19 protein-coding genes and 2 tRNA genes are annotated in these 15,142 nt (G+C 59.5%); 10 read left to right on the plus strand and 11 right to left on the minus strand.

The window, feature by feature from the left end:
* Positions 1-467: 467 nt before the first annotated feature.
* From A3AY_RS38870 to A3AY_RS0102575, 8 genes are all read right to left on the minus strand, one after another.
* Positions 468-650, minus strand: a complete 183-nt coding sequence (locus A3AY_RS38870) for a hypothetical protein (protein WP_154663239.1) — start codon at positions 648-650, stop codon at positions 468-470.
* Positions 651-827: 177 nt separating this feature from the next.
* Positions 828-1,175, minus strand: coding sequence for a slr1659 superfamily regulator (locus A3AY_RS0102545; RefSeq protein WP_018324110.1), 348 nt, complete (start codon positions 1,173-1,175; stop codon positions 828-830).
* A gap of 12 nt (positions 1,176-1,187) precedes the next feature.
* Positions 1,188-1,748, minus strand: a complete 561-nt coding sequence (locus A3AY_RS0102550; RefSeq protein WP_026203039.1) for a slr1658 superfamily regulator — start codon at positions 1,746-1,748, stop codon at positions 1,188-1,190.
* Between the two features lie 3 nt (positions 1,749-1,751).
* Positions 1,752-4,112 (minus strand): SpoIIE family protein phosphatase, encoded by a 2,361-nt coding sequence (locus tag A3AY_RS0102555; RefSeq protein ID WP_018324112.1) that lies wholly within the window; start codon positions 4,110-4,112, stop codon positions 1,752-1,754.
* Positions 4,109-5,287 (minus strand): class I SAM-dependent methyltransferase, encoded by a 1,179-nt coding sequence (locus A3AY_RS0102560; protein ID WP_018324113.1) that lies wholly within the window; start codon positions 5,285-5,287, stop codon positions 4,109-4,111. Before A3AY_RS0102560 ends, A3AY_RS0102555 begins: the two co-directional genes overlap by 4 nt.
* The gene (locus A3AY_RS0102565; RefSeq protein WP_018324114.1) at positions 5,284-5,799 is read right to left on the minus strand and encodes a hypothetical protein; all 516 of its coding nucleotides are present in this window, start codon (positions 5,797-5,799) and stop codon (positions 5,284-5,286) included. Before A3AY_RS0102565 ends, A3AY_RS0102560 begins: the two co-directional genes overlap by 4 nt.
* A gap of 159 nt (positions 5,800-5,958) precedes the next feature.
* Positions 5,959-7,626: a putative bifunctional diguanylate cyclase/phosphodiesterase gene (locus A3AY_RS0102570; RefSeq protein WP_018324115.1), complete on the minus strand. Its 1,668-nt coding sequence runs from the start codon at positions 7,624-7,626 to the stop codon at positions 5,959-5,961.
* A 422-nt stretch (positions 7,627-8,048) separates the two neighbouring features.
* A tRNA-Thr gene (locus A3AY_RS0102575) sits at positions 8,049-8,123 on the minus strand.
* 156 nt (positions 8,124-8,279) lie between these two features.
* Between A3AY_RS0102575 and A3AY_RS34385 the strand changes: the two genes are divergently transcribed.
* The 10 genes from A3AY_RS34385 (at position 8,280) to A3AY_RS0102625 (ending at position 14,426) form a co-directional block, all read left to right on the plus strand.
* On the plus strand, positions 8,280-8,513 hold the full coding sequence (locus A3AY_RS34385; RefSeq protein WP_018324116.1) for a hypothetical protein: 234 nt from the start codon (positions 8,280-8,282) through the stop codon (positions 8,511-8,513).
* A 260-nt stretch (positions 8,514-8,773) separates the two neighbouring features.
* Positions 8,774-10,066, plus strand: coding sequence for a UDP-N-acetylglucosamine 1-carboxyvinyltransferase (gene murA / locus A3AY_RS0102585; protein ID WP_018324117.1), 1,293 nt, complete (start codon positions 8,774-8,776; stop codon positions 10,064-10,066).
* Between the two features lie 105 nt (positions 10,067-10,171).
* A complete protein-coding gene (locus A3AY_RS0102590; protein ID WP_018324118.1) occupies positions 10,172-10,612 on the plus strand; it encodes a DUF2948 family protein in 441 nt (146 codons plus the stop codon).
* 63 nt (positions 10,613-10,675) lie between these two features.
* The gene (gene hisD / locus A3AY_RS0102595; RefSeq protein ID WP_018324119.1) at positions 10,676-11,980 is read left to right on the plus strand and encodes a histidinol dehydrogenase; all 1,305 of its coding nucleotides are present in this window, start codon (positions 10,676-10,678) and stop codon (positions 11,978-11,980) included.
* Positions 11,977-12,447: a UPF0262 family protein gene (locus tag A3AY_RS0102600; protein WP_018324120.1), complete on the plus strand. Its 471-nt coding sequence runs from the start codon at positions 11,977-11,979 to the stop codon at positions 12,445-12,447. Before hisD ends, A3AY_RS0102600 begins: the two co-directional genes overlap by 4 nt.
* A gap of 68 nt (positions 12,448-12,515) precedes the next feature.
* Positions 12,516-12,932 (plus strand): arsenate-mycothiol transferase ArsC, encoded by a 417-nt coding sequence (locus A3AY_RS0102605; protein ID WP_018324121.1) that lies wholly within the window; start codon positions 12,516-12,518, stop codon positions 12,930-12,932.
* 125 nt (positions 12,933-13,057) lie between these two features.
* Complete coding sequence (gene infA / locus A3AY_RS0102610; protein WP_004435948.1) at positions 13,058-13,276, plus strand: translation initiation factor IF-1; 219 nt, start codon at positions 13,058-13,060, stop codon at positions 13,274-13,276.
* A 51-nt stretch (positions 13,277-13,327) separates the two neighbouring features.
* Positions 13,328-13,948, plus strand: coding sequence for a Maf-like protein (locus tag A3AY_RS0102615; RefSeq protein ID WP_026203041.1), 621 nt, complete (start codon positions 13,328-13,330; stop codon positions 13,946-13,948).
* A gap of 4 nt (positions 13,949-13,952) precedes the next feature.
* Entirely contained in the window at positions 13,953-14,159 is a 207-nt protein-coding gene (gene yacG, locus A3AY_RS0102620; protein WP_018324123.1) for a DNA gyrase inhibitor YacG, read from the plus strand.
* Between the two features lie 191 nt (positions 14,160-14,350).
* Positions 14,351-14,426: transfer RNA gene (locus tag A3AY_RS0102625), tRNA-Phe, on the plus strand.
* Between the two features lie 103 nt (positions 14,427-14,529).
* Here the strand turns inward: A3AY_RS0102625 and A3AY_RS41010 are convergent.
* From A3AY_RS41010 to A3AY_RS38880, 3 genes are all read right to left on the minus strand, one after another.
* Positions 14,530-14,664 carry a hypothetical protein gene (locus A3AY_RS41010; RefSeq protein ID WP_018324124.1) on the minus strand — a complete coding sequence of 45 codons (135 nt, stop codon included), beginning with the start codon at positions 14,662-14,664 and terminating at the stop codon, positions 14,530-14,532.
* Positions 14,665-14,706: 42 nt separating this feature from the next.
* Positions 14,707-14,874, minus strand: a complete 168-nt coding sequence (locus A3AY_RS38875; protein ID WP_018324125.1) for a hypothetical protein — start codon at positions 14,872-14,874, stop codon at positions 14,707-14,709.
* 80 nt (positions 14,875-14,954) lie between these two features.
* Positions 14,955-15,098, minus strand: a complete 144-nt coding sequence (locus tag A3AY_RS38880; protein WP_018324126.1) for a hypothetical protein — start codon at positions 15,096-15,098, stop codon at positions 14,955-14,957.
* Positions 15,099-15,142 lie beyond the last annotated feature (44 nt).

Below are 15,142 nucleotides of genomic sequence, written 5' to 3' on the forward strand. Positions count from 1 at the left end.
GGACGCAGGAGCGACGCGCTCCTGCCATGGTGCGACTGGCTTAACACGCTGAATTTAGGGGATAGTTTCGCTAAAAAATTAGCCTTGGGGGGTGTCTATGATGGTTTTTCGGCGATCTGTCCGGCGGAAGCATTTTGGTTCCATTGGCGATGCTGCTTCCCGGGTGAAGCAATCGTGCAGGGCGCTGCTGCCCAGCGATTTTGTCGGCCTGATGCGCAGGTCATCCTCTGCGATGATGCTGGCAGCTCGGACCGTCGGCGATCCCGCAGGCAGCAAGCATAAGGGGTGGCGGTATCCAGGATAACGGTGAGTTCGGCTCCGCATCGAACGGGATGCCTACCCCGTCGCCGTGGGGGCAAACCGGCAAGCTTGCCAGCTTCACGTGACCCTCGTGTGTTCCGATCGCCGAGGTGCTCCCTTGGGTCGGTGTGCTCTGCGCCGGAAAATGCCCGCTTTCGCCCTCACCATCAGTGTTTGGCGCTATCCGCATGCGGCGACGGAAAGACGAAATGAAGCTGGCCGGATTTGATCGAAGCGCGCTCGATCAGTGCCTTGTGCTCTTCCCGCATCGCCCGTGAGCGCTCCCTGAAGGCTCGTGATTGAGCGAGTACCGCTTGTGTCCGCTCGGTAATCTCATCGATATGGCGCATCACTGACCTCAAAAATCTGCCGCACAAATCTGCCATCACGTCGAGCCGGCACCACCTCTCGGGAGCCGAGCCACTCTTTTGTTCATGTTATGTTCTTATTTGAGGTTGATGTCAAGAATGCCTTGGCCGCGCTGAACCGCCTCCCGTCTTTGGATTATCCGGAATGAGGCGTGCGGCCTAAGGCGTCGAAAACGTCGTAAGCTCAATCCCGGGATGTAGCTTCTTGAGGTTTGGCAGAGACTTTGACTGCCACGGAAACTCGGACGTTCCGCGGACCGTGAGATGGACACTCGGTCTGTTGCGCGCTTCGATGGTGAGCTTGGCAAGCAGATTGATTCCGGAGGAATTGAGAAACTGCAGCCCCGTCAGGTCTATGATGACATGATCCGGTTCGCCCTCAAGAACGCTCATGACCAGGGCAAAAATAGGAGCATAAGCCTCCGTGCCATGCAGGCGCATGGTCCCATCGAAATAGATTGCCTTGTCTTCCGACCAGACGCGATATTCTTCGTCCTTGATTTCCATGTTGTGTGCCCATCAGTTCGAGATGTCGGGGACCGTGATAGACGCATAGGTTTCCAGCGGGATTTTGTTGTCCTGTTCCCTGGAACCAAAAACCCACGCAAAGTGAGCACCATAATCGCTCATGAGCGTCAGAAGTCCAAGCCCTGAAGTGGTCGTGCTCACATGCATCGCATTCGCTTCGATCCGCTCTATGAGAAGGTCTCCGGGATCGCCGGTGGTTATTTCTGAAAGCAGATGTTGGAACCGCTGGGCCGCTGTCTTGTCGATGAAATTGGAGACCTTTGCGCGAAAGGTGTTTGCCTCGATCGAAGCCTCCAAGAGAACTTCACCGCCCATACGGAATTTCACGGCATTTTCTATCAACTCGTTGGTCAAGTAGCCAACGTTGTGGCGGACTTCTCTGTAGAGACTGCGGGATGCGCGGTAGCGCAAGGCGACGAACTCTGCGACGAAATCCGCCGTGATCGCGCAGTGTTTGAAGCTGAGGTCCAGTGGTCCTTCGAACAGCCGAAGTCGTGTGACATGTTCGCCCGTGTCGATCGTAAGGTCTGGCATTCCAAATAAGGTTGTCATCGCTCACCTGTGCTTCATGACAACGAGTGTGATGTCGTCGTGAATCTTATGCGTGCCGATATGTGCCATCAGGTCCTCGATGATTCCCAGTTTGACGTCTTCGGCGCTTCGCCCGTATCGCTGCCGCGCGCTCTCGCACAACCGTTCGATACCAAAAAGCTCGCCGTCGCAGTTCTCGGCTTCCGTAACGCCGTCGGTGTGAAGAATGATCATATCACCGTGGCCGAACGCAATTTCCCGAGTGGCCACGAATGCCGAGATATCCGCTTCCAGGCCAATCGGCAAACCGAGATCAAGGGTGTCGATCCGCTCCACCAGGCCCAGCTTCCGAACCACGATGAGTTCCTCGTGCTGGCCGGAAAGCGTCAGGCGTCCCTTCTCATAGTCGAGGAACGCGAGGGATAGATGCTTGTTGGTGTTGGTTCTGACAATATTCTTGTAAATGGCGCGGTTTACGGAATTGAGGAATTGCGACGGGTCCATGTCGCCCGCTTCCTGGAGAGCCCGCGCTACCGACTGGACCATCAACATCAATACGCCGCTTTCCAGGCCATGCCCGGTGACATCGCCGATGCCGATTTTCAGTCGCTCACCATCCTTAAGAACGTCGTAGTAGTCACCCCCGACTTCGTCGGCGGGCCGCATGTAGGCTGCAATCTCCATCTCCGTGATTTCCTGGAGCTCTCCAGCCTTTGGCAGGACCATCATCTGGATGCGGCGCGCCACGGCCAGTTCCGCCCCGAGGCGCAAATTCTCGCTGCGCAACTGCGTGTTCAATGCCGAGATCTGTAGGTTCGCCTCTTCGATCTCGCGCGTTCGGTCCTCCACAAGTTGTTCAAGATTCTCGGTATGAAAACTGATCTGCTCCGCCATGCGATTGAAAGCGGCGCCGGCCTCGCCGACCTCGTCGCGGGTCGGTATATCAACCCGGACGGAATAATCCTTGACCTGGATGCGCTTGGCCGCACCGGCGAGGGCGCTAATGCCGCCGGTTATTCGCTTGGATATCGCGAACACCGCACTAATCACGAAAAGCAGAGATACGAGCAGCGCCAGGATCTGATAGACTAGGATTCGGTTCGTGGCCTCTGTGATTTTCGCCTGCGCAGCAAACAGCGAGGCATAGATTTCGCGTTCGGGCACGACGATGCCAAGCGACATGGTTTCGCGCCCAACGGGACCGGATCCCCACAGGTTTGTCGGCTGCAGCTGCTTCAGGACGACCAGGTAGGGTACCTTCTCGCCGTTTTCATCGAGCATGATATGTTGCAACGAGCCGTCCTGATCCAACGGCAATTGCGCGATCTGCGGCTGTGCGCTCCTGCGCAGAGAGCGGTCGAGACCGGTCACGCCTTCACTGTTCTCAGCGCTTGACGACCGAAGACCGATCACCTTCTCTCCCACCGGATTGATGGCGACGACATTGCCGTCCGACATCGTCAGGAAGCCGAAACCATTATCGGCCACTTTGACGTTCTCAACGATTTCCGCCAGTTGATCGAGGGTAATATCGGCGCCGGCCGCACCCGCCACCCCCTTGCGGTCGCCAGTCCACAGCGGCCGGAAGAAACTGACGATGAGCTTGCCGGTGATCGCGTCCGTATACGGTGCCGTTTGGGTAATGTCGTTGTTTACCGGGCGCAGGCCTGGATCCTGAGCCCACTGTTGCCACGACTCGTAAAGCCCCGGGAAGAAGAAGGTCCAGAAATCCGCCTCGTTGTGCCCCGGATAGAGCCTGTCGAATGTCTGGGCCTGATTCGTATAGGGCGCTGTCCTGAAGATAGGCCGTTCTCTCGGGCCGATATAATACATCTGCAGCTTCGATTGGCCGTTTGCCAGCAGGCTCGGCGCGACGAGATCGAGGACTGCGCTGTTTTCGATCTCTGCCTCAACTTTGGGAAGCGGCTTGTGATTTGAATCGAGAAGATATCCCCACACACTGACGACGGAGAGAGGTCCAGGTCGATTCTGCGCCCATCGACCCTTCTCATCATAGACGACGTTAACCGCTTCGGGGGCGCCCCGGACCATCGCTTCCCCGATCTGGGCCTCCCTCGCCGGATGGTCGATCTGCGCCTGCAGCACGCCGGCCAGAGTGCCGACGTCGGAATGGACCTGAGCCAGCAGCAGATTAACGCGGGCGGCTGTCGTTTCCGCGTAGGAACGGATGTAGTCCTGGTTGGCCCGTTCCAGCCCCTGGCCCACCTCCGCGGTGGCATCGCGGGAGAGCCGCTGGACGTTCCAGAGTGCAAGGCCGCCACTGACGAGCAGATCGAACAGCACGGCGCCGCCAACGACAAGGACGAACTTGGCGCGGAATGAGCGCAGGCCAAGGCGGGGGGTGTGGTGCAGCGGTGCGTTCATAGAGGCTTGCGTCCCGACGCCACCCAGATCGGCCAGCCGGCATAGCCTTTGGGATGGAGGGCAGCGAAGATATGGTCCTGGAAACCCTGGCGGAAGCGCTGGATGAACTCGGCACTATCTCCACGCTTCACGGCCATTTCGCCGGCATAGACATCTTCCCAGGCCATGATGACGTCGGCGAAGTCCCGCGGGTCGCCATCCAGATTGGTGACCATGAAGGACTCGACGATGATGTCTTCGAAGCCGGCGTCGGCGAGGTACCGGCGGCTTTTGGGGCCTAGTTCCACATCCATCTCGAAATGGCTGAACAGTTTCGCGACCTCGTTGTAAGTCCATTGAATGCTCTGCGATCGAGGCTCGCCGAGGCAATGCGAGTTTTTCTCGTTGGTTACGTACACCCGCCCTCCTGGCTTGCAAATCCTGTAAAGCTCGCCGAGCAGCACGTCTGGCCGGTTGAATATCTGCAGCGAATGGCGGCAGGTCACCAGGTCGAACTGATTGCCCTCGAGCAACATCTCGGACGCGTCGCCATAGGTATATTCGATACCGCTGATACCGAAACCGGCTGCCACATCGCGCGCATAGGCAAGGCTTGCCCGCGAATGATCGAGCGCCACAATTCGCGCCGGCTGGAAATCCTTTTGCACGAGCACCGCGAAATCACCGATACCGCAGCAAATGTCCGCCATCACGATTCCAGGGCGCATGCCGTGACGAGGAAGGATTGCGCGCTCGTGGCGCCACGTCATCTTGGTTTGCGTGCGCAGTATCGGAATAAAGCTCGTGTTTTCCACGAAGTTCTGGCCAGGGTAGAACTTGGAATCGTAGACCTCGACTGTTATTTGCGGGTCGAGCTTGTTCAGATGTGCAAACATCCGTGTGGTCCACCCGACGACGCTCGAGGTGATGATCACGAAGCGAAGATCCGACCGCGCCCGGCAGGCATCGAGAACCACCCGCACAAAGGCGTGAAAAGCCGTGTTGTTCATCTGTATGAGGCGTTTCACATTGATGTAGAGGACGCCGCGCACCTCTTCGATCGCCTCCTTCAGCGTCGATATGCTTGTCGCGATCTCGTCGGCCGAACGCGGCCGAACCACGCCGGCAAGAGAAAACTCCTGGCTGTTGGCGTCAAACTCTGCGCTGAAGCGAGCGGGAGGATTTACCGAACTCAAGTCACAATTCCTTCAAGCGGCAAATCCACGACGAGCGTTATCGACGAGGGAGCGCTGTCTTCCAGGTGAATCAGAGCGTCGAAGTTGATCGTGAGGTCCAGGAGAACGGCATCCCGAGTTGGTGCCAGGTCGGTCGAAATGGAATCGAGATAGCGCGCAAGTGCGTCCCCCCGGCGCGCCTTGGCCACAGCTTCATTGAGAAAATGCCGCTGGCGTGGAGGGCATGGAAACGTCAGTTTCACCCGTTCCGTCGGACCTTGCCGATAGACCGCACAGCCGATCTGACCATCGGGAAAGCCACCGCGAAACAAGACCTCCAGGAGTTCGTTGAGCGCCGACGAGAAGAAGTTCGAATGGCGAACGGGATCTGTCCGGTTGAGGCTGATCATCCGCGCCACGAAGGTGGACAATTGATCGCAATGGTGCCAATCCGAAAGAAAGGTCCCCATTTCCATCTCAAGCTGAAGCAAGGGCTCGAAGTCTGCTTCAGGCTCTCTTTCGGCTACATGCATGCCGTTTCCTTCTCCACGAGTCGAACTCTGCTACGGCGCTTCAATACCTCAACGCCGATTTCTAACCCGCTCGAGGTGCGGCCAGATGTGAACGCCGCACCTGCTGTTTTTCCAGTTTCGGACCTCTTGCACAAGCGACAGCCTGCTACAAGCCCGCTACTAAAGTGCTAACGACGACTGGCGGAGGAACTCGTCGATCGCTGCCGCAGGCATCGGAACGCCCAGGAAATACCCTTGCAACTGGTCGCATCCCTCCTTCTGAAGCCAGTTTATTTGACCTCGCGTTTCCACGCCCTCGGCGGTAACGCGCATTCCCAAACCATGCGCCAGCGCGATGACAAACCGGACAATCGTCTGGCTTTTCTCGTCGGTCTCGAGATCCTTGATGAAATATTTGTCGATCTTGATCGTGTCGAACGGGAAGTTTTTCAAATAGCTCAAAGAGGAATAATAGGTCCCGAAATCGTCGAGCGAAATCTGAACGCCCAGGACATTCAACGTATTGAGCGCATCCAGATTGTCTGTCGTCCGCTCGAGCAACACGGATTCAGTCACTTCGAGTTCGAGACGATCGGCACGCAGGCCGACCGCGTCGAGTGTCTGGGCGACCCGGTCCGTCAACCCTTCCCGCAAAAACTCCGCCGAAGAGAGATTGACGGCAACGGTGAAGTGGGCCGGCCACGTCGTCGCTGTTCGGCAAGCCTGCTCCAGCACCCATTGTCCTATTTCGCTCATCAGGCCGTCGGACTCGGCCATGGGAATGAATACGCTCGGCGGGATGAGGCCAACGATCGGATGACGCCACCGCAACAGCGCCTCGAAGCCGACAACTGAAGAGGGCAGCCTGACGAGCGGCTGGTATTCGACGAAGAATTGGCCCTCTTGCAGCGCTGTCCGCAAGCTGCGGCGCAACATTTCGCGTTGCTCCAGGACGATCAGCATCGCGCGGCTGAACGTCCTCGCGAGACCGCGCCCATCTTTCTTCGCAGCGTAGAGGGCGATATCGGCGGCCTTCATCAACTGCTCTGTCTCGTTTCCATCCCCTGGGGCGATGGCAATACCCACACTCGCTCCCACGAAGACGTTGATGCCCTCGACTGTGAACGGCTCCTTGAAGGCTTTGACGACCGCGTCAGCCAAGCGCTCGGCCTCTGCAGGCTGGTCGACTTTCCACTGGATGACCGCAAATTCGTCACCTGCCAGTCTGTAGGCAACCTCCCGCTCTCCCAGCACGTTTCTTATTCGCTCTGCCGCCATTTTGAGAACAGCGTCGCCGGCGCCGTGGCCCAGCGTGTCGTTGATCGGTTTGAAATCATCAAGATCGATTTGCATGAGGGCCAGCTTCGCCCCGTTTGGCACGGGCAGGGTACCTCGCAACTGATCGCTGAATTGGCGCCGGTTTGGCAGCCCTGTCAGAACATCATGGGTGGCCTGGTGAAGGAGAAGCGCGCGGTCGCTGTCGCTGGATGCCTTGCGATAGGTTGCACCACCTTCCACTTCAACGACGCCAATGCCGCGGGGCGTGCGAAAGATGAGCAGTGCGAGACGATCCCTGGTTGTTGCGTCGGCGATTTCGACGCTCCGCGGCACGCCGCTGGCAAGCACGAATTCCACAGCCGCTTTAGGTTTGGGAGCCAGCAGACCGGGATAGACGTGCCACAATGTGGCATCGACCAGAGAGTCGATAATATATGTTTTGCTGTGCCGGGGCGAGCAATCGATCAGATGAAAGCTCTCGTCGTAAAGCGAGATGAGTTCGTCTTTTTGCGTGAAGGAATAACGTTCCACCGAAGATGAAGCAGACAACGTTCTGTCAGCGTCCCGCATTCTCGCCTCTCCTGCTGTTGCCTACGGTCCAAGCAATACCTGCTTAATCTACCTGAGATTGCATAGCATTCAGATAACTTCGATGTTATTTCACCTTGTCAGCCAATTCACAACTATCGCCGAAAGTGTTGCCGTCACTGCCGCTCGACCACGGAGAGATGCATGAAATCTCGCTGTCATCAGCGATTTGGTCAAGGGGCGATGGCGAGTCGCGTTCGTTCCTGCCGCGTATTCTTTTATCATTTACTACCAAGACACGCAATTTTGACGCTTTGGTCAACGCAGGATATCGTTGGGCACCCGGCTGGACGGCCTCCACCTTGGCATTGGTGTTTCTGGTCGGCGCATCGGGGCGCGGGGAGACGGCGCAAATACCGGGCTCACTCATTGGTCACCCAGAAAAACTGACTTCAGGAAATGAATGGTGCTGCTAGAGAGATTTGAACTCTCGGCCTCTCCCTTACCAAGGGAGTGCTCTACCCCTGAGCTATAGCAGCATCGTGCGGCGGATCGGTGTTGTCCGGCGCGAGCGAGGGCCTATTGCCATAGCTTGTTGCGAAGCGCAAGCCGCAAATCTCATATTTCGTTGGACAGGTCGGGGGAAACGGCGGCAATGCTTCCCGACCGAGCGGATTTGCGGTATTTCAGCGGTCATGCAGGATAAAGACGATCAAAGACACGACAGCGACAGCAAGCCCGAGCTTTCCGGCAAGGGTGAGCGCGGACAGGAAGCGCGCCGTCAGGCGGAGGCGCGCCGGGAGCGAGCGGCCAGGACGCTGCGGGAAAACCTGCTGCGGCGCAAGCAGCAGGGGCGGGCGCGGCGTGCCGGCGATCCCGATGAAACATCCGGGTTGCCTGCCGCAAAATCGGACGAATCTGGGGATTAAACGGCGGCTGTTACCATCGAGCGGATTCGGACGCGGATCGGCATGCGATGGCAGGGTTTATTGTTTCAGCCTTTGTCGTGCCCTATCCAGGGCGCCGGGGCGAACTTCACGTCAGTGGCAGATGTCGGCTTTCGTCCATCCGGGTGCTTGGCCGCCATCGTTTCAATTTGCTTCTCATTTCACCGCACTTCCTTTATGGAGGCGCCAATCTCTCAAGATCGGAATGTCAGGAAAGGCGGGCGGCGCCCGTAAGGTACCCTATGGATCGCATCAGAATTACCGGCGGCAATGAACTTCGCGGGATCATCCCGATTTCCGGCGCCAAGAACGCCGCTTTGCCGCTGATGATCGCCTCGCTTTTGACGGATGACACGCTGACGCTGGAAAATGTCCCGCACCTTGCCGATGTCGAGCAGCTGATCCGCATTCTCGGCAATCACGGCGCCGACATCTCCGTCAATGGCCGCCGCGAGCGCCAGAGCGAAGGCTATTCGCGCACGATCCATTTCACCTCCCGCAACATCGTCGATACCACCGCACCTTACGAGCTGGTTTCGAAGATGCGGGCGAGCTTCTGGGTGATCGGCCCGCTTCTGGCGCGCGAAGGCAAGGCGCGCGTCTCGCTGCCGGGCGGCTGTGCCATCGGCACACGGCCGGTCGATCTGTTCATCGAGGCTCTGGCGGCGCTCGGCGCCACGATCGAGATCGATAGCGGCTATATCAATGCGACGGCGCCGAAGGGCGGCCTGGTCGGCGCGCGCTATGTGTTCCCGAAGGTCTCTGTCGGCGCCACCCACGTGATGATGATGGCAGCGACGCTTGCCAATGGCACAACCACCATCGGCAATGCCGCGCGTGAGCCGGAAGTCGCCGATCTTGCCCGCTGCCTGAATGCGATGGGCGCGAAAATCACCGGCGCCGGAACGTCGACGATCACCGTCGAAGGCGTCACGTCGCTGTCGGGCGCGCGCCACCGGGTCCTGCCGGACCGCATCGAGACCGGTACCTATGCCATGGCCGTTGCCATGACCGGCGGCGATGTCGTGCTTGAGGGCACGAACGCCGCGCTGCTCGATACTGCCCTTGAAGCCATCCGCCGTGCCGGGGCTGAAATCTCCGAAACGGAGACGGGCCTTCGCGTCGTGCGCAACGGCGGCGGCATCAAGCCCGTGGACGTCGTGACCGATCCCTTCCCGGGCTTCCCGACCGATCTGCAGGCACAGTTCATGGGCCTGATGACCAAGTCGAGCGGCATTTCGCACATCACCGAGACCATCTTCGAGAACCGTTTCATGCACGTGCAGGAACTGGCCCGCCTCGGCGCGAAAATCTCGCTGTCGGGCCAGACAGCCAAGATCGAGGGCGTCGCGCGCCTGAAGGGTGCGCCCGTGATGGCGACCGATCTGCGCGCCTCGGTGTCCCTTGTCATCGCCGGCCTCGTGGCGGAAGGCGAGACCATGGTGTCGCGCGTCTATCATCTCGACCGCGGTTTCGAACGGCTGGAGGAAAAGCTCAATCGCTGCGGCGCCAAGGTGGAGCGCGTGAGCGACTGATCCAATGCCTGCGCGGTTCTTGCTGTTGCGGATTCGACAGCGGCATCTTATGTCCTTTGTCATGACGGACGCCGCCTTTGGCGGCAGATGGAGGGATGGACGGGCATGGACGCATTGAAGCTGATGGGATTGGATCAGGAGGACCTCGCGATCGTTTCCGCCCATGTGCAGGACGCGGTCTTCAAGGTATCGGGTCTCGCCTATGCGCCTCGCTCACGCCAGCTGTCGCTGGTGATCAACCGGTTTGTCTGGGAAACGGCGGAAGGGCGCGGCAAATCCTTCGAACGCCGCCGCAGCGTGCTGCTTTTCAAGCGCGTCAATGCGGTTCGCTCGATCGGGTTTGATCGCAGAGATGGCGAGCAGGTGCTGTCGCTCCTGGCGATTCAGTTCGAGCAGAACGGCGAGGGGCCGGATGGAACCGTCGAATTCGTCCTTTCCGGCGATGCTTCGATCATGCTCGATGTGGAATGTATCGAGGTACAGCTTGCAGATACGGGTGGCGCGTGGGAAACCGGTTTCAAGCCGCGTCATCCCGCCGGTGCCTGATCTCCTGCCCGCCGGCAGTCCCAGGCCGCGCGCTTCTGTCGACCACGCATAAGGACCTTTCCATTGGCCATCCGCCTCGACTATCTCACGCCCAGCTTCGAAGAACAGTTCGCGGCCTTTCTGACGACCAAGCGGGAGGTTTCGGAAGATGTGAATGCGGCCGTGCGGGCGATCATCGATGACGTGCGCAGGCGTGGCGATGCGGCGCTCGCCGATTACACGCGGAAATTCGATGGCCTCGATTTTACGGTGACCGGCATGGCCGTGACCGCGCAAGAGATCGACGCGGCGATCGCGATGGTTCCCTCCGAGGTCCTCGGCGCGCTGAAGGTCGCCGCGGTCCGGATCGAGGCGCATCATGCGCGGCAGCGGCCGAAGGACGACATCTACGAGGATTCGATGGGCGTCGGCCTCGGCTCGCGCTGGACGGCGATCGATGCGGTCGGCCTCTACGTACCGGGCGGCACGGCGAGCTATCCGAGCTCGGTGCTGATGAATGCGCTGCCGGCGAAGGTGGCGGGTGTCGAGCGCATTGTCATGGTCGTGCCTGCCAATGGCGGCGTCATCAATCCGGCGGTGCTTGCGGCTGCGCGCATGGCGGGCGTCGAGGAAATCTACCGCATCGGCGGCGCCCAGGCGATCGCCGCTTTGGCTTATGGCACCGCGACGATTGCGCCGGTCGCCAAGATCATGGGACCGGGCAATGCCTATGTCGCCGCGGCCAAGCGCCAGGTGTTCGGTACCGTCGGTATCGATATGATCGCCGGCCCATCGGAAGTGCTCGTCATTGCCGACCGTGACAACGATCCGGACTGGATCGCTGCCGATCTTCTGGCCCAGGCCGAGCACGATGTCGGCGCCCAGTCGATCCTGATCACCGACGACGCGCCCTTTGCGGCGGCGGTCGAGGCGGCGGTCGAGCGCCAGTTGCGGACACTGCCGCGCGCCGAAACCGCAAGCGCCAGCTGGCGCGATTTCGGTGCGGTCATCCTCGTGCCCGATCTGGAGGTGGCGGTGCCGCTTGCCAATCGCATCGCGGCCGAACATCTGGAACTCGCCCTTGCCGATGCCGACGCGATGATCCCGAAGATCCGCAATGCCGGCGCCATCTTCGTCGGCCGCCATACGCCGGAAGTGATCGGCGACTATGTCGGCGGCTCAAACCATGTGCTGCCGACGGCCCGTTCGGCCCGGTTCTCGTCCGGCCTCGGCGTGCTCGACTATATGAAGCGCACGTCCATCCTGCGCCTCGGCTCCGACCAGTTGCGTGACCTTGGGCCGGCAGCAATCGCGCTTGCCCGTGCCGAGGGCCTGGAAGCCCACGCGCGCTCGGTTGCCATTCGCCTCAACCTCGGGGAGGAAGGATGACAGGCAGCCACCGCCTCTGCGATGTCGTGCTCGACCATACCATCGGCCGCTCAACGCCAGACGTGGAGCACGAGCGGGCGGTTGCGATCTTCGACCTGATCGAGGAGAACTTTTTCGAGCCGGCAGGCCATGCCGGCGGTCCCTACCGGCTGAACCTGTCGCTGATCGATTCGAAGCTCGTCTTTGCGATCACCACCGAGGAAGGGGGCAGCGTGGCGACCCATATTCTGTCGTTGACGCCCTTCCGCCGGATCGTGAAGGACTATTTCATGATCTGCGAAAGCTATTACGAGGCGATCCGTTCCTCGACGCCGAGCCAGATCGAGGCGATCGACATGGGTCGGCGCGGCATTCACAATGAAGGCTCGCAAACGCTGATGGACAGGTTGTCGGGCAAGATCAAGCTGGATTTCGACACGGCACGGCGCCTGTTCACGCTTGTCTGCGTGCTGTACTGGCGGGGGTAGTCGTGTCGGTCGCTGCCTCCTCCACTTTGACGCAGCAGACCGGGAAAGCGCCGCGGTCGGTGCTGTTCATGTGCGGCATGAACGCCATTCGCTCGCCGATGGCCGAAGTGCTGGCGAAGGCGATGCTGCCGGCGGGAACCTATATCGCCTCGGCCGGCGTCAGGCCGGGAGAGCGCGACCCCTTCGTCGATGTAGTGCTGGCGGAAATCGGGCTGACGGTGGGGCGGCATCAGCCGCATACGCTGGATGAACTCGAGGATGATTATTTCGACCTGATCGTCACGCTTGCGCCAGAGGCGCACCATGCGGCGCTGGAGTTGACGCGGTCGATGGCAATCGATGTAGTCTATTGGCCGACGCCCGACCCGACGGTTGCGACCGGAACCCGCGAACAGATCGTTGCGGCCTATCGTGACGTCCGAAATCACCTCGCCACGCTGCTCAAGCATCGTTTGCTTGGACAAATGCCGGACAAGATGGCATAGGCCTTGGTAAAACCGGAAAAGACGGGTCGTTGCTGTTCACAAAACCGCGGCGATTGTGTAGTTTCCGCCAAATTTTGAAGGGCGCCGGTCGCGTCCGCAGAAAAGCACAGAAAGAAATACCCTACATGGCGAAAGAAGAAGTCCTTGAATTCCCGGGCGTAGTCACCGAATTGCTTCCCAATGCGACGTTCCGTGTCAAGCTTGAAAATGAACATGAGATCATCGCTCATACGGCCGGTCGCATGCGCAAAAACCGTATCCGTGTTCTCGCGGGCGACAAGGTGCTGGTCGAAATGACCCCGTACGACCTGACCAAGGGCCGTATCACCTATCGCTTCAAATAAGCGCGGCGCGGCTTGTTTGCCGCAAAACTCGAGATCGATGGCCCTGTTGCGATGGCATTGACACACAAGCTGATTCTGGCCTCCGGTTCGCCGCGGCGTGTCGAGCTGCTCGCCCAGGCTGGCATCGAGCCGGCGCGCCTGATGCCGATGGATCTCGACGAGACGCCGAAACGCACCGAACATCCGCGTTCGCTGGCCTGGCGGCTGTCGTCCGAAAAGGCGCGCGCAGCCCTTGCAGCCATCAAGGGCGAGCCCGGCTGGGAGGGAAGCTACATCCTTGCTGCCGATACCGTCGTTTCCGTCGGCCGCCGCATCCTCGGCAAGCCGGAACTGGTCAGCGAGGCCTCGAGCGCGCTGCACCTTCTGTCAGGCCGCAGCCATCGCGTCTATACCGGTGTCTGCCTGATCACGCCGGACAATACCGTGCGCCAAAAGGTCATCGACACCAAGGTGCGGTTCAAGCGGCTCTCCAGCCACGATATCGACAGCTACCTCGCGTCGGGCCAGTGGCGCGGCAAGGCTGGCGCCTATGGCATCCAGGGCATCGCCGGCAGCTTCGTCGTCAAGCTGGTGGGCTCGTATACCAATGTCGTCGGATTGCCGCTGTATGAGACCGTGAGCCTGCTGATGGGCGAAGGTTATGACGTGCATGAAAGCTGGATGAAGGGCTGACGCCATGAGTTCGGAAGGAAACAAGAGCGCATCAAATGTTGCGCCGCTGCGCAAGACGGTGCCATGTCCAGAATGCGGGCGCCCATCGCACCGGGAACACTACCCGTTCTGCTCCGACCGCTGCCGCAATGTCGATCTCAACCGCTGGCTCACCGGATCCTACGCCATTCCGGTCGCCGACGATGAATCAAAAGCCGCAGACGAGGAGTAAGGCAGTTCCGTGAATTTTTGCGGATAGCCGTTATTTTTCAGATGTTTGCACCAAATGACATTTTCCTGTCGAAAAAACGTCATTTGGTGCTGGACACCGCCGAACAAGATGTTATAACCCCGCTCGCTTCCGGGGCGCAGCCAACCGCCCCACGGTTCTTCAAGCGGAACCACTGCTGAAAAAGCAGGGATGCCCGGATAGCTCAGTTGGTAGAGCAGCGGATTGAAAATCCGCGTGTCGGTGGTTCAAATCCGCCTCCGGGCACCATTTAAAATTTTCCCGTTGATTTGATTGATCCTAGCCGATCAGAGAGCTTGGACTCAAACGGGGCACTTCGGGATTGGTCCTGATCCGCTTGTGTTTCTCATTTTCATTGCGGTTCCACCGTCGCTGGCGGGACGACCCCGCTCGTCGAAACGGGATTGTAGTAGGCGTTGTAGATCAACAGCAGCGCCAGGACGAAGAACGCTGCGGTCAAGACCAGCAGGACCTCGCGCGCGGTCATTACTGGTCACCGGCGGACGATAGAAACTTGCGAGAGTGCGGCCTAGTCACGGAGCAGTTCCTTTCGCCAGGATCTTTCATCCATTCGATCTTGCTGGGTCAGTTTCAGTTCGGAATTGCATCGCCGGTTGCTGAACATTCCGTAAGCGAGCGCAGAACCGATGATGGTAGCGCCGACGAGCAGGGCGAACATCCAGGTAGAGTAGTCCATGTCGCACCTCCCTTCGAACCGATAACGGATAGAGCTTGCGGAAAGTTCCTGTGCTGCCGCGTGGGGCCGCAAGAGCAGTGTTACGAGGGGTCAACCACGCTCTCTTTCGGATCGATCGTGCCGTCCGGCTCGGTGACACGCAAGCTGGCAAGGTAGACGAGGACGACCGCCAAGGCGGAAAATGCAATGATGGCGATAACTGCATGCTTGCCGTTGCGGACCATAACGCGCTCCTCAATGGGGCAACGGTTTTCGTTCGGTGTGGTTC

Source organism: Rhizobium giardinii bv. giardinii H152 (assembly GCF_000379605.1).
GTDB lineage: Bacteria > Pseudomonadota > Alphaproteobacteria > Rhizobiales > Rhizobiaceae > Pararhizobium > Pararhizobium giardinii.